Origin of the sequence: Citrobacter sp. S39 (genome assembly GCF_009495675.1) — a bacterium.
Classification (GTDB): Bacteria; Pseudomonadota; Gammaproteobacteria; order Enterobacterales; family Enterobacteriaceae; genus Citrobacter; species Citrobacter freundii.
In genome coordinates this window covers 2263219-2285312 of sequence record NZ_CP045555.1, presented here as the reverse complement: position 1 = coordinate 2285312, position 22094 = coordinate 2263219, and the positions used below count along the sequence as shown (strand labels likewise).

At 54.5% G+C, this 22094-nt stretch carries 18 protein-coding genes; 8 read left to right on the top strand and 10 right to left on the bottom strand.

Translation table 11 applies throughout. The features are described from left to right. The first annotated feature begins 126 nt into the window (after positions 1-126). Positions 127-1404: a stationary phase inducible protein CsiE gene (gene csiE, locus GFB57_RS10800; RefSeq protein ID WP_003037652.1), complete on the top strand. Its 1278-nt coding sequence runs from the start codon at positions 127-129 to the stop codon at positions 1402-1404. Here csiE and GFB57_RS10795 read toward each other — a convergent pair. From GFB57_RS10795 to GFB57_RS10780, 4 genes are all read right to left on the bottom strand, one after another. Beyond that, positions 1399-2547, bottom strand: coding sequence for a 3-phenylpropionate MFS transporter (locus GFB57_RS10795; protein WP_003037650.1), 1149 nt, complete (start codon positions 2545-2547; stop codon positions 1399-1401). The two genes, csiE and GFB57_RS10795, sit on opposite strands and share 6 nt — an antisense overlap. Positions 2548-2635: 88 nt before the next feature. Continuing rightward, positions 2636-3478: an aldose 1-epimerase gene (locus tag GFB57_RS10790; RefSeq protein WP_003037649.1), complete on the bottom strand. Its 843-nt coding sequence runs from the start codon at positions 3476-3478 to the stop codon at positions 2636-2638. Next, entirely contained in the window at positions 3478-4917 is a 1440-nt protein-coding gene (locus GFB57_RS10785) for a sugar porter family MFS transporter (RefSeq protein WP_003037646.1), read from the bottom strand. The genes GFB57_RS10790 and GFB57_RS10785 overlap by 1 nt, the downstream gene beginning before the upstream one ends. Positions 4918-4990: 73 nt before the next feature. After that, positions 4991-8257 (bottom strand): DUF5107 domain-containing protein, encoded by a 3267-nt coding sequence (locus tag GFB57_RS10780; RefSeq protein ID WP_048231538.1) that lies wholly within the window; start codon positions 8255-8257, stop codon positions 4991-4993. A gap of 114 nt (positions 8258-8371) precedes the next feature. Here GFB57_RS10780 and GFB57_RS10775 point away from each other — a divergent pair, with 114 nt between their 5' ends. Continuing rightward, the gene (locus tag GFB57_RS10775; RefSeq protein WP_003037640.1) at positions 8372-9565 is read left to right on the top strand and encodes an ROK family transcriptional regulator; all 1194 of its coding nucleotides are present in this window, start codon (positions 8372-8374) and stop codon (positions 9563-9565) included. 3 nt (positions 9566-9568) lie between these two features. On the opposite strand, the gene hcaR is transcribed toward GFB57_RS10775, so the two are convergent. Next, the gene (hcaR, locus tag GFB57_RS10770) at positions 9569-10462 is read right to left on the bottom strand and encodes a DNA-binding transcriptional regulator HcaR (protein WP_003037638.1); all 894 of its coding nucleotides are present in this window, start codon (positions 10460-10462) and stop codon (positions 9569-9571) included. Positions 10463-10597: 135 nt separating this feature from the next. Here hcaR and hcaE point away from each other — a divergent pair, with 135 nt between their 5' ends. The 5 genes from hcaE to hcaD are packed head-to-tail and all read left to right on the top strand — an operon-like array spanning position 10598 to position 14815. Next, a complete protein-coding gene (gene hcaE, locus GFB57_RS10765) occupies positions 10598-11959 on the top strand; it encodes a 3-phenylpropionate/cinnamic acid dioxygenase subunit alpha (RefSeq protein WP_003037637.1) in 1362 nt (453 codons plus the stop codon). Next, a complete protein-coding gene (gene hcaF / locus GFB57_RS10760) occupies positions 11956-12474 on the top strand; it encodes a 3-phenylpropionate/cinnamic acid dioxygenase subunit beta (protein WP_003037635.1) in 519 nt (172 codons plus the stop codon). Before hcaE ends, hcaF begins: the two co-directional genes overlap by 4 nt. Then, positions 12474-12794 carry a 3-phenylpropionate/cinnamic acid dioxygenase ferredoxin subunit gene (gene hcaC, locus GFB57_RS10755; protein ID WP_003037633.1) on the top strand — a complete coding sequence of 107 codons (321 nt, stop codon included), beginning with the start codon at positions 12474-12476 and terminating at the stop codon, positions 12792-12794. Before hcaF ends, hcaC begins: the two co-directional genes overlap by 1 nt. Beyond that, positions 12791-13603, top strand: coding sequence for a 3-phenylpropionate-dihydrodiol/cinnamic acid-dihydrodiol dehydrogenase (hcaB, locus tag GFB57_RS10750; protein ID WP_003037631.1), 813 nt, complete (start codon positions 12791-12793; stop codon positions 13601-13603). The genes hcaC and hcaB overlap by 4 nt, the downstream gene beginning before the upstream one ends. Positions 13604-13612: 9 nt before the next feature. Then, the gene (gene hcaD, locus GFB57_RS10745) at positions 13613-14815 is read left to right on the top strand and encodes a phenylpropionate dioxygenase ferredoxin reductase subunit (RefSeq protein ID WP_003037629.1); all 1203 of its coding nucleotides are present in this window, start codon (positions 13613-13615) and stop codon (positions 14813-14815) included. Between the two features lie 92 nt (positions 14816-14907). On the opposite strand, the gene glyA is transcribed toward hcaD, so the two are convergent. Further along, the gene (glyA, locus tag GFB57_RS10740; RefSeq protein WP_003037627.1) at positions 14908-16161 is read right to left on the bottom strand and encodes a serine hydroxymethyltransferase; all 1254 of its coding nucleotides are present in this window, start codon (positions 16159-16161) and stop codon (positions 14908-14910) included. 326 nt (positions 16162-16487) lie between these two features. On the opposite strand from glyA, the gene hmpA reads away from it, so the two are divergent. After that, the gene (gene hmpA, locus GFB57_RS10735; protein ID WP_003037624.1) at positions 16488-17678 is read left to right on the top strand and encodes an NO-inducible flavohemoprotein; all 1191 of its coding nucleotides are present in this window, start codon (positions 16488-16490) and stop codon (positions 17676-17678) included. A gap of 101 nt (positions 17679-17779) precedes the next feature. Here the strand turns inward: hmpA and glnB are convergent, their stop codons facing one another. The 4 genes from glnB to qseE are packed head-to-tail and all read right to left on the bottom strand — an operon-like array spanning position 17780 to position 21709. Further along, the gene (gene glnB / locus GFB57_RS10730) at positions 17780-18118 is read right to left on the bottom strand and encodes a nitrogen regulatory protein P-II (protein WP_002914032.1); all 339 of its coding nucleotides are present in this window, start codon (positions 18116-18118) and stop codon (positions 17780-17782) included. A 60-nt stretch (positions 18119-18178) separates the two neighbouring features. After that, a complete protein-coding gene (gene glrR, locus GFB57_RS10725; protein WP_304411975.1) occupies positions 18179-19513 on the bottom strand; it encodes a two-component system response regulator GlrR in 1335 nt (444 codons plus the stop codon). Next, the gene (gene qseG, locus GFB57_RS10720; RefSeq protein ID WP_003037617.1) at positions 19513-20256 is read right to left on the bottom strand and encodes a two-component system QseEF-associated lipoprotein QseG; all 744 of its coding nucleotides are present in this window, start codon (positions 20254-20256) and stop codon (positions 19513-19515) included. Before qseG ends, glrR begins: the two co-directional genes overlap by 1 nt. A 22-nt stretch (positions 20257-20278) precedes the next feature. Beyond that, positions 20279-21709 carry a two component system sensor histidine kinase QseE/GlrK gene (gene qseE, locus GFB57_RS10715; RefSeq protein ID WP_003037614.1) on the bottom strand — a complete coding sequence of 477 codons (1431 nt, stop codon included), beginning with the start codon at positions 21707-21709 and terminating at the stop codon, positions 20279-20281. Between the last annotated feature and the right edge of the window lie 385 nt (positions 21710-22094).

The following is a 22094-nucleotide window of genomic DNA, read 5'->3' as shown; positions in this document are numbered from 1 at the left end:
ATCTGTTCCGCACGTTAAAAATTCTGTGACGCTCTCCAGCATTCCTGGTGGAAAGCATTCCATTCCTCAAATCTATGAGCAAACTTTAGCTATTCTTATCAAACATACTTACGGGAGACCCTACAGATGATGTCAACGCTTGCTCCGCCATCTGTACTTTCCGCTCCCCAGCGCCGTTGCCAGGTTCTGCTGACGCTTTTCCTGCCGGGGCAAATCGCGACTACACAAACCTTCAGCAGCCTCAACGGTGTCGATGATGCCACGGTTCAGGAAGATATTATTGGCGCAGGGCTCGAAATCCAGCGCTATCACCGGCTCACGATAGCCACCGCGCAGAATGGTGGCTATGCGATCGAAGGAACCCCGCTAAATCAGCGTCTGTGTCTGTTGCAGTGGCTGCGCCGTGGCCTGCGGATTTGCCCTACTTTTATCGCTCAGCATTTCACGCCCACTTTAAAAATTGCTCTTAAACAACAAGGTATCGCACGTACTCTGTATGACGACACCAATCTGCATGCGCTCATCAATCTGTGCTCCCGGCGCTTACAGAAGCCGTTTGAGTGTCGTGACATCCAGTTCCTGCGCTTGTATTTACAATATTGTCTGCTACAGCACCACGCGGGGATCACCCCGGAGTTTAATCCACTCCAGCAACGGTGGGCGCAATCCTGCGCGGAGTATCCGCTCGCCGAGGAAATTGGCCGCCACTGGCAGCGCCACGTCATGCAAAGTGCGCCGCTGGGCGAATCGCTGTTTATGGCGTTGTTATTCTCAATGATCCGCATCCCCGACCCGATCCGCGATAATCACCAGCAGGATCGCCGCTTGCGCCTTGCTATTGCGCGGCTGGTGTTGCGTTTTCGCGAGTATGGCAACGTGCGCTTCAGCGACGAGCAAGGGCTGAATGACCAGTTGTATATCCACCTGGCCCAGGCACTGAACCGCAGCGTATTTGCCATCGGCATTGATAACACGCTACCGGAGGAGTTCAGCCGACTTTATCCCCGGCTGGTTCGAACTACCCGCGAGGCGATTCACGGCTTTGAAGCGGAATACGATGTCCAGTTTTCAGAAGAAGAGATCGGCCTGGTCGCCGTTATTTTCGGCGCCTGGCTGATGCAGGAGAAGGATTTGCACGAAAAGCAGATTATCCTGCTGACCGGTAGTAACGAACAACTTGAAGCGCATATAGAGCAACAGCTGCGCGAACTGACGCTGCTGCCGCTCAACGTAAAGCATATGCCGATGCAGGACTTTCAAAAAGAGGGAGCGCCGCGTGGCGTAACGCTGATTATTACACCGTACACCACGCCGCTACCGCTGTTTTCTCCCCCGCTGATTCATGCGGATCTGGCGCTAACGTCTCACCAGCAGCAGCAAATCCGCAAAATCCTTGAATCATAACGTCGCAGGCTGCGCCACCACTTTCGGGCGCAGAACGATAGCTGGTAGCGCCACCAGCGCCATCACCCAGAATACGCCGCTGCCCAGGTTCTGGTACAGATAGCCGGCGAAAACGGTCATGATGGCGATACTGCCGCCCATCGCCACCGCAGAATATACCGCCTGGAGACGAATCACTTCACTGCCCTGTCGCGCAGCAATGTAACGCATCGCCGCCAGGTGGCAGACGGTAAACGTTCCGCAATGCAGGATTTGCACCACAATCAGCCATGGCAGCTCTGTGCTCCAGCCCATCAGCCCCCAACGCGCCACGCCGCAAACGGCGGAAAGCAGCAGAAGATCGCGAGCGCTAAAACGGCGGAACAGCTTGTGGCTGAGCGCAAAAATAATCACTTCCGCCACCACGCCTAATGACCATAAATAGCCCACCGCCGAAGCGGAATACCCGGCAGACTGCCAGTAAATGGCGCTGAAACCGTAATAAGCTGCATGTGCGCCCTGCAGCAGACTCACGCAGGCCAGAAAACGCCAGCTTTGGGTTATTAGCGCGCGCCAGGCGGGCCATCCTGCGCTCTCCTGCTGACGGTTTTCACCCGCTGGTTGCACGCTCGGGCGAATCATCATGCCCAGCAGCATTGAGGCGGCGCCAAGCGATAACAGGACCAGGATCACCCGATAGTCGAACAGGCTCACCAGTTTGCCGGTCAACGCAGAGCCGATCACAAAGGCCACGGATCCCCACAGTCGCACCCGACCGTAATCCATGGTTATCTGTTTTTGCCAGGTGTTGGCCAGTGCGTCGGTCAGCGGCACCAGCGGCGAGAAAAACAGGTTAAAGCCGACCATCACCACCATCAGCCACGCCACGTTGGTCCCCGCCCAGAAGGCCAGCGCAAACACCAACGTCAATAAGGCCAGAATACGTAACGCTGAGATCAGCCGAGAGGGATCGCTCACACGCGGTGCAATCAGCAAGCTACCGAGAAAACGGGCAATCAGCCCCGCGCCCAGCAGTAAACCGATGGTTTCCGGCGTCAGCCCTAACCCTTCGAGCCAGACGCTCCAGAAAGGCAGAAAGATACCGTAGCTAAAGAAGTAGGTGAAATAACCGAGCGCCAGCCAGCGCGTGGAATGCAAAGCCATGAATCCCTCCCGTTTGGAGGCGATAGTCTGGCGACAAACGCAGGCTGGCGCAAGAGAGCATTAACAGGCAGATAACATGATTTTTGCCCTATTCGACGCTAATTTGCATCGCAAAATGGCAGCGTTCTCCCTGCGCTAAAACCTGCAATCCCGGCTGCCCCTGCATGTTGTGGGCATTCACCGGATGCGTTTGCGGCTCCAGGCACAGGAACTCCTCACCCGACATTCTGAACAGCATCAACCACGGAGTTTGCGCTAAAATCGTGACTTTCATCACATCCCGCTGAATAACGGCCCGCCCGCTCCAGCCAGAATATCCGACATTCAGCCAGCTATCCTCACCGTATTGCGCATGCATGAAATCCGCCGCTGAAGGGATATCGCATTGCCATTCCAGCGGCAGATGCTGTTCCCCCTCCGGCCAGTAACCGCTGGCAGTGAACTGCGCCGTGCTGCGCTTATCAAAGGCGAAAAACGGATGGAACCCACAGCCGTAAATCATTGGCTGTTCACCGCAATGAGTGAGCGTCAACGAGGCGTGCAGGCTTGAGGTTTCCAGTTGATAGCAAAGCCGCGCCGTATAGTCGTAGCCGCAGGGGTGCCAACTGCGCAACTGCAGCAAACAGCCGCTTTGGGTAGCGGTAATAATCTGCCAGCGTTGCAGCCAGCCGTCACCGTGCAGGAAGAAAGTGTCGTCTGCGCCATGCTGAGGTAAAACCACCTCTTCACCGCGCAGCATAAAACGATTCCCCGCCACCCGATTCGCGACCGGCAGCATCGGGAACAGGCCGCAATCACCAGGCCGCTGACCATGACCTTCGCGTAAAATGGCCTGTTGATGTTGTAACGAAACCAGGCTTAATAGAGAACCGCCCTGCGGATCGACGCACATCCGCAGATGTGCGTTTTGTAGCGTCAGCAGACCATCCATTAGCGGGCGCTTCGCGGTTGGGTTGATGCACAAACTTTTGTATGCTGCGCCGCCAGCTGTTCTTCCAGCGCTTCCAGCGTCACGCCTTTGGTTTCCGGTACATTACGCAGAACATAGATGAAGCCCATCGCGCAAATCACACCGTACAGCAGGAAGCTTCCCGACGCGCCCAGACTCGCATTGAGCAGCGGGAAGGTATAGGTCAGCAGGAAACAAGCAATCCACAGCGCCAGCGTCCCCAGCGACATTGCCAGCCCGCGCACGCGGTTGGGAAAAATTTCTGATAGCAGCACCCAGGTCACCGGCGCCAGCGTCAGAGCATAAATCGCGATTGCCGCCAGCACCAGAACCAGAACCGGCCAGCCCATAATGCCCAACCCGTACGCCCCGGCAATCAGTACGTAGATAACCGTCAATCCTGACGCGCCGAACAGCATCAATTTACGACGGCCAATTTTGTCCACTAACGGCAGAGCAGCAAGGGTAAAGACCAGATTGATGATCCCTGTCGCCACGATCGATTTTAACGTACCGTTGATGTCGAATCCGGCAGAGGCGAAGATCTCCTGCGCATAGTTGAAAATAACGTTGATCCCACACCACTGCTGGAACACTGCCAGCACCATGCCAATAATCACGATCGGTTTGATCTGCGGTTGTAACAGCGTTGACCACGCGACCTTGTGATTATCTTTTTGCAGCGTATGTTCAATCTCTTTCAGCGTTTGCCCGGCATATTCCGCCGAACCAATGCGCTGCAGCATGGCACGCGCACGATCGGCTTTGCCCGCTTTCACCAGCCAGCGCGGCGATTCAGGTACAAAGAACATCAGCACCAGGAAAATTACCGCAGGCACTAATTCAGCACCAAACATCCAGCGCCAGCCTGTCTGACCGTTCCAGCTTTCAACAATTGCCTGCTGCGTAGCGCCTGTGGCAACAGGTTCGGCAATCATCAGGTTGATAAGCTGCGCCGCCAGCACGCCAATGACGATGGTGAGCTGGTTAACGGCAACAAAGCGACCACGCTTTTCAGCAGGGCTGACCTCGGCGATATACAGCGGACTTAGCGCAGACGCCAGACCAATCCCCACGCCACCCACAATGCGATAGACAATAAACATGTCGAAATTGCTGGCGACGGCAGTTCCCCAGGCAGAAGCGCTAAAGAGGATCGCTGAAAGAATCAGCGGCATTTTTCGGCCAAATTTATCGGCGCACCAGCCGGAAATCAGTGCGCCAAAGATACAACCAACCAGCGCGGAACTCATCGCCCAGCCGGATTGCGCCGGATCGGTAATCGAGAAATATGCTTCATAGAAGGGTTTTGCCCCGCCGATCACCACCCAGTCATAGCCAAACAGTAAACCTCCGCAGGCCGCAACCAGGCAGATAGTCCAGACGTAACCAATCTTTAAATGTGTCTGCGCGTTATTCATTATGATTCCTCTTTCAGGGAAACGCAGGGTACAGTAGGTTTCGGGTGAGGTTATCCCCCACCCGTTTCGAGTGTTACTGGAAAAGCCTTACGTTAATGGCGTGACGCAGCAGTAATGCCTTGTCATGTGCCGGATTGAGTTGCAGGAGTTCATCAAGTTCACGCTGACAGGCGGCGCTATTTCCTAGCCCCAGATGCCCGAGCGCATTGATAAACAGGCAGTGTTGCTGGTGTTTTGCTTCTGCTGAGGTATCCAGCACCACCAGGTCGGGTAGCGATACGGCAAAGAAATCGACATCCGGCACGTTGTCGTGATGCGACTCAACCCATTGCAGGAAGCTATTGAACAGAGCGTCCGCCTCTGCATCATCGCCAAGTTTTCTCTGCGCCATACCCTGCCAGAAGAGATAGTCCACTGGCTGGTCGTTGTAGTAACGTCCGGCATCCAGTGAGCTTCCGCCTCGCGTCGCACGGGAGAAGTAGCGCTGAGACTCTTCGAAATGGCCTTGCAGCTGCGCGCAATACCCCAGCAAATACCAGATGTCGTTATCCGTTTGCCCTGGCAAACGGCCTTCCCCGAGGTTTTGCGGATAGTGCAGCGCCTGTTGCAGTTGCGTAATAGCAGTTTGCGGGTCGCCGGACTGCACGGCAGCCAGCGCACGATGTAATTGATTAAGCAGATATTGCCCGGTGGCTTTACCTTCACCGCCTTCCCACGGATGGAACACCCGCTCACGTAATACTGCGGCGGCATCGTCATAGCGCCCCAACCCATTCCACAAGCTGAGCAGTTCCACCGTCAGATCATCACGCTGGAAGACAATCTCTTTGCTGGCTTCCAGCCGCTGCAGACGCTGTTCAGCCGGTTGTGCAATCAGCTTGTTGAGATAGTCGAGTTCAAACAGGAAGCGGGCATTTTGCGGCTCCAGCGCCACGGCTTGCGACAGATACTGTTTCGCCTGCTGCGCATCGTGCAGTTTGTTCCAGGCGTAAATCCCCAGTAAACGATGCGCCGGAGCGAAATCCGCTTCCTGCGCAAGCGTGAACTGCCAGCAGGAAACCGCCTCGGCATAACGCCGTTTGCTGTACCAGAAACAGCCGAGTAAATAGCGGGCAAAAGCGCTTTGCTCAAGAGTTTGCAGCATCTGCACTTCATCCAGCGTATTGGGGAAACGCACGCGGTTTTGCAGACACTCACGAGCACGTTCAATGAAGGGTTGTGGATTATCGCTCAGCGAGGCGCGCCACAGCATCGGCAGCGTTTCCTGGCTGTCGAGCAGTTCCAGCACGCCACGGGCAGCATCCTTTTGCCCCAAAGAGGTCAGCCAGCCTGCCAGTTCACACGCGTTGGTCCCGCGACGCCCGGTAATCGAGATCAGCGCAAGCGCTGTCGCCTCGTCCTGGCAGATAGCCCAGCGCGCATAGTGCAGGGTATAGCTCAGCGGATAATCCACCAGCTGTTGGCGAATGTAGTCCAGCGCTTGCGCATTGCGATCAAGCTTTGCCAGCGCCAGCGCTTTCAATCCCATCGCCAGGTTATTACTGCCGTTAAAGCGCAGGCTCTGCTCCACCTTTTCCAATGCGCCAGCGTAGTCCTGACGCTTCATCGCCAGACGCGCTAACGACCAGAAAGCCGCATCCCGGCAGTTGCCGCTCCAGCTGGCCTTATAATAATTATCCCACGCGCTGTCATCATCGCCCTGACGTTCCTGTGCGGCGGCCAGCAGCATACTCGCCTCGCCATCACGCGGATTTTTATTGAGCTTATGCGCCCGCTCCAGCGCCTTGCCGGCACATTGTGCCGCCAGCGCCCAGTCGGCGCGGTTTAGCGCCAGCGTCCCCAGGGCCACATTATTGCGGTAGTCCAGCGGATCAACGTCCAGCGCGCGGCGATAATAATCTTCGGCATAGCGGCTGGCATGGTTGTACTGCTCCAGATGCTGACCAATAAAATAGAGTTCATCGGTATTAGAAAGCGCTTCTGGCAGCGCTGGCGCGACGGCCGCCGATGGCAGTGGTAACTCTTGCGCGATGTGCTCTTCGTACTGCAAAAGCGTAGTGCCATCGGCGCCAGTGACAGTCATCGTTACCCGCGCATGGTTATCGTCAGACACATCAGCCAGCCAGCTTTGTCCGGGCTCCAGGGTCAGCGTATGCTCATAGAACGGTTGTCCATCGGCAGAAAGCGTAATCTGCACGTCGTGCAGCGGCGCAATCGCATAAACGCCCACAGAAAGCTGGTTACTCTCACGTACCAGACGAAGCGCCAACTGCGTACTGGCGTTTTGCACCATGCCCAGTTCGCTGTAGGGCAGGAAGTTTTGTACGAAGACTTTCTCTTCGTACGGCGCAAGCCAGGTGAAATCCGGCTGGTTGTCGGTAAAGACCCCGGTCATCAGTTCAATATAAGGACCGTTGTCATCGGTAAGGTTACGATCCCAGGCAACGCCAAAGTCGCCATAGCCCCAGGTCCACTGTTTTTTCCCTGGCGAAACGTGGTGGTCAGCCACATGTAGCAGCCCGCCTCGCTCACCGTGATGCCATGTACCAACAAAATCATAATCTGATTTTTCAGCCATGTAGGAGGTCGGTACCGGCACGTTTTTGTAGCGCGAGATATCCACGCCAGCCGAGTAGTCCACTTTATAGTATGTGCCGGTGGCGATAGGAAACGCAGAAACATCACGCTTACCGTGGTCAAATACTGCGGTCACATCCGGCGGAAACACGCTCTGGTGATCGTCGCCGCCCTTCACCGCTGGATTCGCCCACCATAAAAAATGGCGCGGCGTAGCGTTACCGTTAAACACCTTCCCGGTTATCTCGATCAGGGCGCGATCCGGATACAGCGTAAATCCGGTCATCACCTGTAAACCGCGCATAGGTTCTACCTCACCCATCCATACGGTATATTCGCCATGCTCACCCTGCTGCTGCGTAAAATCGACTGGCATAAAAGTGGTTGGGCGATGATGCTGCGGCCAGTTAAATTCAATGCCACCAGAGATCCACGGCCCAAGCAAACCAACCAGAGCGGGCTTCACCACTTCGTTGTAGTAGACAAAATCGCGCTGCTGTACTTTGTCATACGCACGATGAATACGCCCACCTAACTCCGGCAACAGCATGACGCGAATGAAGTCATTCTCCATCCACACCGCCTGATAGTCGCGCATTTCACGTTTGCCGGTCAGCGTATCAATCACGCCATACGGATACACCGCGCCAGAAGATCCCTGGTAAACCCGCTTTTCCAGAAACATTGGGTTGGCATCTTCTTCACCCGCCGTCCACGTTGGGAGGGTTATCGTTTCTTGCCAGACTTTAACTGAACCGTACATGCCGCTCTCCACTCAATAAGCAAAAGTAAAAATTCAACTTGATGCTATTCTGCGGCAGTTAAGTGGCGCTAAAATGCGCAATGCTCACGCAATATAGTTAAGGGAGTTAAGTGAATGCAGCGTTCGGGGTTCAACAACGCCAGGGTTCGTCAGGCGAATAAGCAGATCTTTTTGTCGCACCTGTGGCGGGAAAAGCAGCTCAGCAAGTCACAGCTGGCGCAGCTCACCAGCCTGTCGATCCCGGCGGTCAGCAATATCCTCGAAGAGCTAATGGATGAGGGGAGGATCAGTCATTCGCGAAAAACCTTAAGCCAGCGCGGTTTGAGCAGCGGCAGCTATCATTTGCCAGAAAAAGGCGCATGGACGCTATGTATCAACGTCACCCCTACCAGTATCACCAGCCAACTGGCGGACGCACGGCTGGTTGCCATCGGCGACTGGCGTCATGAAGTCATTAAGCCGGAAACCCCCAAAGCGCTGCTGTCAGCCCTGGCTGCACACTGGCGGGAATACCGTCGACAATTTCCCGAGGTCACGATTAATCTGGCGCTCGGCGTTCACGGCCAGGTTGATCCGATCACCGGCGCATCAAAAACCATGCCCCAGGCCCCGTGGAAAACACCGGTGGAAATAAAATATCTGCTGGAAGAGATGCTTGGCGTACAGGTCCGCCTGGACAATGACTGTGTGATGCTGGCGCTGGCCGAAAAATGGCAAAACCCAGCGGCTAACGGTGATTTTTGCGTGATTAACGTTGATTACGGTATCGGCTCATCGTTTGTGATTAACGACAATATCTGGCGCGGTAGTCTGTATGGCAGCGGCCAGATTGGACACACCATCGTTCATCCCGATGGAATTGCCTGTGACTGCGGTCGCTATGGCTGTCTGGAAACGGTGGCATCATTGAGCGCGTTGAAAAAACAGGCCCGCGTGTGGATGAAATCGCAGCCGACGTCCCTTTACGATCCGGAAACACTCACCACCGACCAGCTTATTACTGCCTGGCAGAACGGTGATGTTCGTATTCAGGCCTGGGCCGAGCATGCCGCCAGCGCCATTGGGCTTAGTTTATATAACTTTCTGAATATACTGAATATTAATCAGATATGGTTGTACGGTCGTAGCTGTGCTTTTGGCGATAGCTGGCTCAATACCTTGGTGCAGCAAACTGGGTTTAACCCGTTTGATCACGGTGATAACCCGCGCGCCAGAGCGACTCAGATAAGCTTCGGCCAGCTCAATCGTGCCCAGCAACTCATGGGAATTGGCTATCTGTATGTCGAGTCACAGCTCAGCGAGTTGTAACCATTACACCGTCAGACTCACGGCCAAACGTTCATGTACCGTGGCGATAAAATCGGTCAGTGCCGGTTTGAGCGATCCTTTTTTCCACGCCATCAGCAACGCGATGGTTGGGACATCACCAATAATTGGCCGAAAAACCACCTGTCCGGTATTAAAATTATTCATATAACCGGGTATCAAAGTCACCCCCAACCCCATGCCGACCAGGTTCATGGTCACCAGAATGTTGGTTGCCACTTGCACAATGTTAGGCTGGCTTTTTTGCTGCTGAAACCAGTTTTTGACAATCATCGCTAACGCGCCGGAATAGGCCGGATCGGTGCTGACAAAATTCACGCCGTGTAGTTGTTCTGCGGAGATTGCCTGCTCATCAGCTAACGGATGATTCACCGGTAACACAACTACCAACGGCTCATGAATCAGCTCCAGATAATCGAGATCCGGGCTGTACACCGGGTGGCGCATTAAGCCAACGTCCAGCTCTCCGCTGAGGATCTTCTCTTCCTGCTCGGTGGTGATCAGACTCACCAGTTCAATGTGCGTATCAGGTTGTTTTAAACGAAACAAAGGCAGCACCTTCGGTAACAGATTGACCTCTGCGGAAGGGACAAAGCCAATGGAGAAATGATTATCTTCCTGCACCGTTCTACGGGCACGAACTTTGGCGTTTTCCGCCTGTTCGAGGATCGCCAGCGCATCCTGTAAAAAGCACTCACCGGCCGCCGTCAGCGCAACTTTTCGTTTATCCCGCACCAGCAACGGAACGCCCACGCAGGTTTCAAGATCGCGGATCTGGCTGCTTAATGACGGCTGAGAGGTATGCAGCTTTTCTGCCGCTCGGGTGAAATTCAGCGCCTGCGCCACTGCTACGAAATAGCGTAAGTGCCTCAGTTCCATGCCCTTCTCCTTGTTATCGAAAAAATGTCTCAACTGGTAGAAATTTACTATTTCACAGATTGATAACTAACCAGCAACATCCTTAGGGTACAAAAAAAGAAGGTCAATACATCTTAGCTTTCAGGATTAAAAAATATGACCACACCCTCAAATTTAGACATCTACCAACTGATCGACACGCAAAACGGTCGCGTAACCCCACGAATTTATACCGACCCTGAAATTTACCAACTGGAGCTGGAACGCATCTTCGGACGCTGCTGGCTATTTCTCGCCCACGAAAGCCAAATCCCTAAACCCGGTGATTTTTTTAACACCTACATGGGCGAGGATGCGGTGGTGGTGGTTCGCCAGAAAGACGGCAGCATCAAAGCGTTTCTCAACCAGTGTCGCCACCGTGCGATGCGCGTCAGCTACGCCGACTGCGGCAATACCCGCGCCTTTACCTGCCCGTATCATGGCTGGTCTTACGGTATTAACGGCGAGCTGATCGACGTCCCGCTGGAGCCGCGCGCTTATCCGCAAGGTTTATGCAAATCGCACTGGGGGCTGAACGAAGTGCCTGGCGTAGAGAGCTACAAGGGACTGATTTTCGGTAACTGGGATACCTCCGCGCCTGCGCTTGGCGATTATCTCGGCGACATCGCCTGGTATCTCGACGGCGTACTCGATCGTCGTGAAGGCGGCACCGAAATCGTCGGTGGCGTACAAAAGTGGACCATCGATTGTAACTGGAAATTCCCCGCCGAACAGTTTGCCAGCGACCAGTATCACGCGCTGTTCAGTCATGCCTCTGCGGTGCAGGTGCTGGGAGCGAAAGACGACGGTAGCGATAAGCGCCTCGGCGATGGTCAGACCGCCCGCCCGGTGTGGGAAACCGCCAAAGACGCGCTACAGTTCGGTCAGGACGGGCACGGCAGCGGATTTTTCTTTACTGAGAATCCCGATGCCAACGTCTGGGTCGATGGTGAGGTCTCCAGCTACTACCGCGACACCTACGCGGAAGCCGAACAACGCTTGGGCAAGGTTCGCGCCCTGCGTCTGGCCGGTCACAACAACATTTTCCCAACGCTTTCCTGGCTCAACGGTACCGCCACGCTGCGCGTCTGGCACCCGCGTGGGCCGGACCAGGTTGAGGTGTGGGCGTTCTGTATTACCGATAAAGCCGCCTCTGATGAAGTGAAAGCCGCGTTTGAAAACAGCGCCACGCGGGCTTTTGGCCCCGCCGGGTTCCTGGAGCAGGACGACTCGGAAAACTGGTGTGAAATTCAAAAACTGCTGAAAGGTCATCGCGCACGCAATACGAAATTGTGTCTGGAAATGGGGCTTGGCCAGGAGAAACGCCGTGAAGACGGCATTCCGGGGATCACCAACTACATCTTTTCGGAAACCGCCGCGCGTGGCATGTACCAACGCTGGGCCGATTTGCTCAGCAGCGAAAGCTGGCAGGAAGTGCACAAGAAAACCGCCGCCTACCAGCAGGAGGTGATGAAATGAGCGCTTTAGTTTCTCTTGAACTGCATCATCGCATCAGCCAGTTTCTGTATGAAGAAGCGCGTATGCTCGACGACTGGCAGTTTCGCGACTGGCTGGCGCAACTGGATGACGACATTCGCTACACCATGCGTACCACGGTCAACGCCCAGACGCGCGACCGCCGCAAAGGCGTGCAGCCACCAACCACCTGGATTTTCAACGACAACAAAGACCAGCTTGAGCGCCGCATCGCGCGGCTGGAAACCGGCATGGCCTGGGCGGAAGAGCCGCCGTCGCGTACTCGTCATCTGATTAGCAACTTACAAATCAGCGAAACCGACGTGCCCGACGTGTTCGCCGTGCGCCTCAACTATCTGCTGTATCGCGCGCAAAAAGAGCGCGATGAAACCTTTTACGTCGGCATGCGCGTGGACAAAGTCCGTCGTTTGCCCGGCGATGAGTGGCGCTTACTGTCGCGTGAGATCGTGCTGGATCAAGCGGTGATCACCTCCCATAACCTGAGTGTACTGTTCTGATGAGTCGTGTTTATGCCTGCCCTGTAGGGGATTTACCGGAGGGTGAAGCGCTCCGGCTTGATACCTCGCCCGTCATCGCGCTGTTCAACGTTGGCGGCGAGTTCTATGCCATTAACGATCGCTGTAGCCACGGTAACGCCTCGATGTCGGAAGGCTATCTGGAAGACGACGCTACGGTGGAATGCCCACTGCATGCCGCCAGCTTCTGCCTGAAAACCGGCAAGGCGTTGTGTTTACCCGCCACCGATCCGCTAACCACCTACGCAGTATATGTGGACGGTAGCGATGTGTTTGTTGATATTCCGGAGGACGCCAGATGAGCGATTTACGCGATAACGTGGTCTTTATCACTGGCGGCGGCTCCGGCCTTGGCCTGGCGCTGGTCGAGCGTTTCATCGAAGAAGGTGCGCGGGTCGCCACGCTGGAACTGTCGCCAGCTAAAGTTGCCAGTCTGCGTCAGCGCTTTGGCGAACATGTACTGGCAATCGAAGGCAACGTCACCTGCTACGCCGACTATCAGCGCGCGGTGGATCAAATCCTGATGAATTACGGTACGTTGGACTGTTTTATCGGTAATGCGGGCATATGGGATCACAACGCCTCGCTGGTCAATACGCCTGCAGACGCACTGGAGAGCGGCTTTCATGAGCTGTTTAACGTCAACGTGCTGGGTTATCTGCTGGGGGCGAAAGCCTGTGCCCCCGCACTTATCGCCAGCGAAGGCAGCATCATCTTTACCCTGTCCAATGCGTCGTGGTATCCCGGCGGCGGCGGGCCGTTGTATACCGCCTCTAAACATGCAGCTACCGGGCTGATTCGCCAGTTGGCCTACGAGCTGGCGCCAAAGGTACGTGTTAACGGTGTCGGTCCGTGCGGTATGGCGACAGATCTACGCGGCCCGCAGGCGTTGGGACAAAACGATACATCGATTATGCAGTCGCTGACGCCAGAAAAAATCGCCGCTATTTTGCCGCTACAGTTCTTCCCTGAACCTGCGGATTTTACCGGTCCGTATGTGATGCTGGCGTCAAAACGCAACAACCGCACATTAAGTGGCGTAATGATCAATGCCGACGCCGGTCTGGGTATTCGCGGTATTCGTCACGTTGCCGCCGGACTGGATCTCTGAGGAGGCGTTATGAACAAAAAAACTATCGCTATCGTCGGCGGCGGTCAGGCTGCTGCTATGGCTGCCGCCGCACTGCGCCAGCAGGGATTTGACGGCGAATTACACCTGTTTTCCGATGAGCAGCATCAGCCCTATGAACGTCCACCGCTCTCCAAAGCGATGCTGCTGGACGACAATCCGCAACTTCAGCCGATACTCCCCGCTGGCTGGTGGCGGGAACACAACGTACAGCTGCATCTGGGTGTTACTGTACAGACGCTCGGCCGCCAAACGCATCAGTTGGTGCTGGCTGATGGGCAGAGTTATCCGTGGGATCGGCTACTGATTGCGACGGGCGCTGCGGCACGCCCCCTTCCGCTGTTGGATAAGCTGGGCGATCGATGCTTTACTCTGCGTCATGCCGCTGATGCTGAGCGCCTGCGCGACACTTTGTTGCCGGGTAAGTCGATTGTCATTGTCGGTGCGGGCACCATTGGTCTGGAACTGGCGGCCAGCGCGACTCAACGAGGCTGTCAGGTGACAGTGGTGGAGCTGGCACCAACGGTCATGGGCCGTAACGCGCCTGCTCCGGTGCGCGACTACCTGCTTGCCCGCCACCAGCAGGCGGGCGTGCGGGTGTTACTCAACAGCGCCATTGAACACGCCGAAGCGAGAGAGTGTCTCTCGCTCACCCTGCAAAACGGCGAGACGCTGCTGGCCGATGTAATGGTTTACGGCATCGGTATCGTGGCGAATGATGCGCTGGCCCGCGAAGCGGGGCTGGAGACGGCGAACGGCATTATCGTTGATAGCGCCTGCACCACCTCCGATCCGGACATTTTCGCCGCCGGTGACGTAGCGATAACGCGCAAGCCCGACGGTTCGTTAGTACGCATGGAAAGCTGGGAAAACGCCAATTTTCAGGCACAGATTGCCGCCGCCGCAATGCTAAATCTGCCGTTGCCGGAGAAGACACCTGGCTGGTTCTGGACCGACCAATTTAATGACAACCTACAATTTGTTGGCGATATGCAGGGAGAAAGCTGGTTCATACGCGGCAATTCAGATGCGCATAAAGCAATATGGTTTAACCTGCAGGATGGCGTGATTGTCGGCGCAGTAACGTTGAATCAGGGCCGAGAAATACGTTTATTGAGAAAATGGATTCAGGCAAAGAAAAAGCCACCAATGGCGGCTTTAGTCGATGAAACAATCTTGCTTAAGTCAATATAACTGCCGGATGGCACTTCGTTTATCCGGCCTACATGTGAGTTACCTGTAGGCCGGATAAGGTGTTTACACCGCCATCCAGCAATCAGTATGGCTTACGCGTAAACCGGGAAGCGTGCGCAGATATCCAGAACTTTACCTTTGACGCGCTCGATTACGGCTTCGTCATTGATGTTGTCCAGCACATCACACATCCAGCCAGCCAGCTCTTTCGCTTCCGCTTCTTTGAAGCCACGGCGAGTGATTGCCGGAGAACCGATACGGATACCGGAAGTCACAAACGGGCTCTTCGGATCGTTCGGTACGCTGTTTTTGTTAACGGTGATGTTAGCGCGGCCCAGCGCGGCATCAGCTTCTTTACCGGTCAGGTTTTTATCAACCAGATCCAGCAGGAACAGGTGGTTTTCAGTACCGCCAGAAACCACTTTGTAGCCACGGTTCAGGAACACTTCCACCATCGCTTTGGCGTTTTTAGCAACCTGCTGCTGGTAAACCTTGAACTCAGGCTCCATCGCTTCTTTCAGCGCCACGGCTTTCGCTGCGATCACGTGCATCAGCGGGCCGCCCTGCGCGCTTGGGAACACAGCAGAGTTCAGTTTTTTGTACAGCTCTTCGTCACCGCCTTTCGCCAGGATCAGGCCACCGCGTGGACCCGCCAGGGTTTTGTGGGTGGTGGTGGTCACAACGTGTGCGTGTGGAACCGGGTTCGGATAAACGCCTGCGGCAATCAGCCCCGCAACGTGCGCCATATCGACGAACAGGTATGCACCGATGCTGTCGGCGATTTCGCGCATTTTTGCCCAGTCAACAACGCCGGAGTAAGCAGAGAAGCCACCGATGATCATCTTCGGTTTGTGCTCTTTGGCCTGCTTCGCCATGTCTTCGTAGTCAATTTTGCCGGACTCATCAATACCGTAAGGGATGATGTTGTACAGTTTGCCGGAGAAGTTAACCGGGGAGCCGTGAGTCAGGTGGCCGCCTTGTGCCAGGTTCATACCCAGAACGGTATCGCCCGGTTGCAGCAGAGCGGTGTAAACAGCGAAGTTAGCCTGAGAACCAGAGTGCGGCTGTACGTTAGCGTAGTCAGCGCCAAACAGCTCTTTTGCACGATCGATAGCCAGTTGCTCAACGATATCAACGTACTCGCAACCGCCGTAGTAGCGTTTGCCCGGATAACCTTCAGCATATTTGTTGGTCAGCTGAGAACCCTGCGCCTGCATAACACGCGGGCTGGTGTAGTTTTCGGAGGCGATCAGTTCGATGTGCTCTTCCTGACGTACTTTTTCCTGCTCCATAGCCTGCCACAGTTCGGCATCATAATCGGCAATGTTCATTTCACGCTTTAACATCCGCATCTCCTGACTCAGCTAACAATAGAATTTCGGCCTAAAAAGGCAGTCCCGTTGGACGACGGCCAACAGTATAACCGAATCATTCTTCGATAACAGGTCTTGACAAAGGATTTTACGCAAACGATTACCTTCACGGCACGCAAGGCTTTGGAGAACAAAGGTCTGCTGAATTTCAACGGATTTCTTTTCAGGTTTGTGATGCAGATTTTTCACGATGTAACCTTTACAACGCAAAGTTACAAAGAACCATTTACAATGCAGGGGTATTTTTTATAAGATGTATTTGACATACATCATTAAAGTCTCAGATAAAGGAAGACCGTATGCTTGACGCACAAACCATCGCTACAGTGAAAGCCACCATTCCCCTGCTGGTTGAAACAGGTCCGAAGCTGACCGCACATTTCTATGATCGCATGTTTACGCATAACCCAGAGCTGAAAGAAATTTTCAACATGAGTAACCAGCGTAATGGCGATCAGCGCGAGGCGCTGTTTAACGCGATTGCCGCGTATGCCAGCAATATCGAAAACCTGGCGGCGCTGTTGCCAGCGGTTGAGAAAATCGCGCAAAAGCATACCAGTTTCCAGATTAAACCAGAGCAGTACAACATCGTGGGTGGTCATTTGCTGGCAACGCTGGACGAAATGTTCAGCCCAGGCCAAGAAGTTCTGGATGCGTGGGGTAAAGCGTATGGCGTACTGGCGAACGTTTTCATCAACCGTGAAGCGCAAATCTATAGCGAAAATGCCAATAAAAATGGCGGCTGGGAAGGTACCCGTCCTTTCCGCATCGTGGCAAAAACCCCACGCAGTGCACTGATCACCAGCTTTGAGTTTGAACCTGTCGATGGTGGCGCAGTAGCTGAATATCATCCGGGACAATACCTGGGCGTCTGGCTGAAGCCGGAAGGTTTCCCGCATCAGGAAATTCGTCAGTACTCACTGACCCGTAAGCCTGATGGCAAAGGCTATCGTATTGCCGTTAAGCGTGAAGACGGTGGTCAGGTTTCCACCTGGCTGCACAACCATGCGAATGTTGGCGACGTTGTTCACCTGGCCGCACCTGCGGGCGATTTCTTTATGGACGTCGCGACCGACACCCCGGTATCTCTGATCTCCGCGGGCGTGGGACAAACCCCAATGCTGGCGATGCTGGACACGTTGGCAAAAGCGAAGCATACGGCGCAGGTTAACTGGTTCCACGCGGCAGAAAATGGCGATGTACATGCCTTCGCTGATGAAGTAAATGAACTCGGCAAAACGCTGCCACGCTTTAGTGCGCACACCTGGTATCGTGAGCCAACCGAAGCCGATCGCGCGAAAGGTGCGTTTGATAGCGTAGGTCTGATGGATTTGAACAAGCTGGAAAGCGCAATCAGCGATCCGGCGATGCAGTTTTATCTGTGCGGTCCGGTTGGTTTCATGCAGTTCGCCGCGAAGCAGCTGGTCGGCCTGGGCGTGAAAAACGAGAACATTCATTACGAATGCTTCGGTCCGCATAAAGTCTTGTAATGTATTACGCGAGTAGGCCGGATAAGGCGTTTACGCCGCCATCCGGCAATCACTCGGCCTGATGCGCTACGCTTGTCAGGCCGACAAATTAACGGCGCGGCTTAGATTGCCGCGTCGTCTTCTTCACCGGTACGAATACGAATAACGCGAGCCACGTCGAAGACAAAAATCTTACCGTCGCCAATCTTGCCGGTCTGGGCAGTACGGATAATGGTGTCGACGCAGGTATCGACGATGTCGTCGGTAACCACAATTTCAATTTTTACCTTCGGCAGAAAATCCACCATATATTCCGCGCCACGGTACAGCTCGGTATGGCCTTTCTGACGGCCAAAGCCTTTCACTTCCGTTACCGTCATCCCGGTGATACCGACTTCTGCCAGCGCTTCGCGGACGTCGTCCAGCTTGAAGGGTTTAATAATCGCATCAATCTTTTTCATGCTATTCCTTGAAAAGGTCGCCTGTCTTTTGATCGAATAAAGCTAACATAATCCGCAGATTTATTCTTTGAAATCGTTTGCATCCAGCTCGTGTCGAGAAAGCAACTTATAGAATTCGGTGCGGTTGCGCCCCGCCATTCTTGCCGCGTGAGTCACATTGCCCTTGGTGATTTGCAGCAGCTTACGCAGATAGTTAAGCTCAAACTGGTTACGCGCCTCAACAAATGTCGGCAGCGCGGTGTTTTCCCCTTCCAGCGCCTGCTCCACCAGCGCATCGCTGATCACCGGCGAAGAGGTCAACGCCACGCACTGCTCAATTACGTTGACCAGTTGACGCACGTTGCCCGGCCAGCTGGCGGTCATTAACCGCTTCATGGCATCGGTTGAAAAGGCGCGTACGAACGGTTTGTGCCGTTCAGCAGACTGGCGCAGCAGATGGTTCGCCAGCAGCGGAATATCTTCCGTACGCTCGGCCAGCGCAGGGATCTTCAGGCTCACCACGTTGAGGCGATAGTACAAATCCTCGCGAAATTCGCCCCGAGCCATCGCTTTGGGTAAATCGCGGTGGGTCGCAGAAACGATCCGCACATCAATGTCGATATCGCGGTTACTGCCCAACGGTCTGACTTTTCGTTCCTGCAATACGCGCAGCAGTTTCACCTGTAACGGTGCAGGCATATCGCCAATCTCATCGAGAAAAAGCGTGCCGCCTTCCGCGGCCTGAAACAACCCTTCACGATTACTCACCGCGCCGGTAAAAGCGCCGCGCGCATGACCAAACAGTTCAGACTCCAGCAGTTGTTCCGGCAACGCGCCACAGTTAATGGCAATAAAGGGCTTGTGGCTGCGCGGGCTGGCGTTGTGAATAGCCTGGGCGAAAACTTCTTTCCCGGTTCCGCTTTGGCCGTTGATCAAGACACTAACATCCGATTGCGCCACCATTCGCGCCTGTTCCAGCAGACGTAGCATCAGCGGGCTGCGGGTGACAATGGACTCACGCCAACTGTCATCAGTAGCAGGCGCAAACTGTTCCAGCGCCCCGTCAATCGCGTGATATAACGCATCCTTGTCGACTGGCTTAGTGAGAAAACTGAACACCCCTTGCTGGGTCGCCGCAACGGCGTCCGGGATGGAGCCGTGAGCGGTCAGGATAATCACTGGCATGCCCGGCTGCACTTTCTGGATTTCAGTAAACAGCTGCATGCCGTCCATTTCATCCATGCGCAGATCGCTGATAACCAGATCCACTTTTTCACGGTTCAGTACCCGTAACCCTTCCTGCCCACTTTCCGCGGTCACGACGCTGTAGCCTTCGCTGGTCAGTCGCATTCCAAGTAATTTCAACAGGCCCGGATCGTCATCCACCAACAGCAGATGCGCGGGCTTACGGCTTATCATGGCGTAACCTCATCGGCAGACGGCGCTGCGCCTTCTTCGTTATCAGGCATAGTGAGTTTATCGTTCCCGTGCGGCGCATCAGGATTGTAGTTACCGGCGGGTTTGCGCGTTGAAAGCTGGCGCTCAATATCGGTCAGATTCTCCAGCTTGCGGGTCGTGAGATCGAGCTGGGACTGCAAATGCTGTTGCTGTTGACGCAGCGTATCGAGATCGCTGTCTGACGACTGCTGGAGCTTACTGTAGCGCAGGCGCTCTTCGGCAAGCTGTAACTGCAACATTTGATTACGGAACCAGGCCTGATAAAGCGGTCGAACCTGACTCGGAATTTGTGGGCTTAACGCGTCGAGACGCGTAACTGCCTCTCGCCGTTCAGGCGGGGTAATGCGGGCGTTATCAAGCAGGATCCCGCGTTTGAAAGCGCCCTGCCAGGTATCCGTGAGCTGAGCACTGGCTTCACTGCGCGCCTGTACCGGCATCATGCGATCGGCACAGTCCATCGCCCGCAGCCAGTACAACGGGTTGGTTTCTGTGGACTGGCCAGACAGCGACCAGATATCCGTACAGTCGGTTGCAAGGTAGTCCGCCAGTTGATTAGGCGGAATTTTCTCCTGCGAAGGATCGCCGATAATATGATTCACCGCGTTCGGGACGCAACCAACCAGTGCCAGGCACGGCAGGCTTGCAAGGATGACGCGATGAAGAAAATGTCGTTTAAGCATTCGGGCAACAACGTATGGCATACTCACCAGACTTAGATTTATTTTAGTGATTTTTCGCAGCAGCTAGCGGCAGTTCTATGCGAAAACAAACGTTTTGCGCATGGTCATCAACCAGATACAGTTTGCCCCGCATACGGCGAATGCAATCTCTGGCAATGCTTAGCCCCAACCCGCTTCCTTTTACCGCCCCTTTTCGCTGATGGCTACCCTGGAAAAAAGGCTCGAAGATCATGGTCTGTTCTGCTTCTGGGATCGGTGTGCCGGTATTCATTACATCGATGTATACCATTGATCCATGCAAACTGCTGCGGATCCAAATGTTACCGGATTCAGCGCCGTAGTGCACCGCATTGGAATAAAGATTGTCCAGCACGCTCATCAACAGCATCGGTTCTGCCAGGCAGGCGTTCACCGCAAGCGCAACATCAGTATGTATCATTTTGGCGCGAGCGGGCAGGCTATGCGCAGAAACAACGCTTTCCACCAGCGGCGCGATTTCCACACTTTCAAGCTCAGCCTCGTCATCCGCCAGCTTGCGGTTGTAATCGAGAAGCTGCTCAATCAGTTTTTGCAAGTTGCGGCTGCTGTCATCGAGGATGCCGACCACCTCTTTTTGCTCCGGTGTTAACGGGCCCACTACCTGATCGGCCAGCAATTCAGTACCTTCACGCATACTCGCCAGCGGTGTTTTCAGCTCATGAGAAAGATGGCGTAAAAACTGATGCCGCTGCGACTCAAGCCAGGAGAGGCGTTCGCTTAACCAAATAATACGCTGCCCCACGGATCGCAGCTCACGGGGCCCAGTTAATAATACGCTATCGCCCAGCGAGCGCCCTTCTCCCAGACGATTGATCATCCGTTCGATGCCCTTCACCGGACCGATAATCATACGGGTAAACAACAGCACCATCGCCAGGCTAAGGAGAAACAGCACCAGTGCCTGCCAGCCAAAAAACTGCCCGCGTTCGGCTATTTCCTGCTGTAACTGCTGGCCACGAGAAAAGACGACGGTACGCGTCGCTTGCACCATCTCGGTATTGGCATTAGCGAACGCTTCCAGCCGTGCAGCCGACACACTGTCAGGGCCGCTGTTTTTACACTGCAACTGCGCGAGATCGTTAAGATCCTGACGCAACGCCTGGTAGAGCTTGGTATCTGGCAACACCCCCGCATGCGCATCCAGCATATCACTGTAGCGTTTACGCTGACTTTGGTAGACCTTGGCCAACGTTGAGTCATCAAGCACACAGTATTGCCGATAGCTGCGCTCCATCTCCAGCGCAGCATTGGTCATCGCTTCACTGCGTCTGGCGTCAATCAGCGTGGTGCGGTTCGTCAGCGCAGCCTGCGCGCTCAGGGCATTCAGACTTTGCCATGCCTGCCAGGCCAAAACTAACAACGGCAACAGGATCAGCAAAAATGCCAACATCACCAATTGACGTAAAGATCGGGGGAAAACTGACCAGCGCTTCAAGGCGTTACTCTCAATGGACAGGAATAGGTTGATGCTAACTGAGGGGAACGCCAGATACAACAAAGCCGGGATTAACCCGGCTTTGTTGTGGAATAAGGCGGTGCCTAACTCGACGTTTCGCCCGGAGGTTGATATGAGCTTCGCTAATATCAGATGTTGGACGGCAGGCACCTTGTTGTGCGTCATTCGAAGTTTATGTAGCACGTCCCGAAGGGGCTGACATAAGAAGGTGAATGAGCCACTGGTTAATATTATGCAGCATCTGTGCCAATATTCAAAACACTTTGTTAACACAATGATAAATATAGAAAATATGATTATTTATATGAGAAATGATATTGTCTATTTTTCACCCACACCGTCGCCAATCAGCAACACCCGTAAC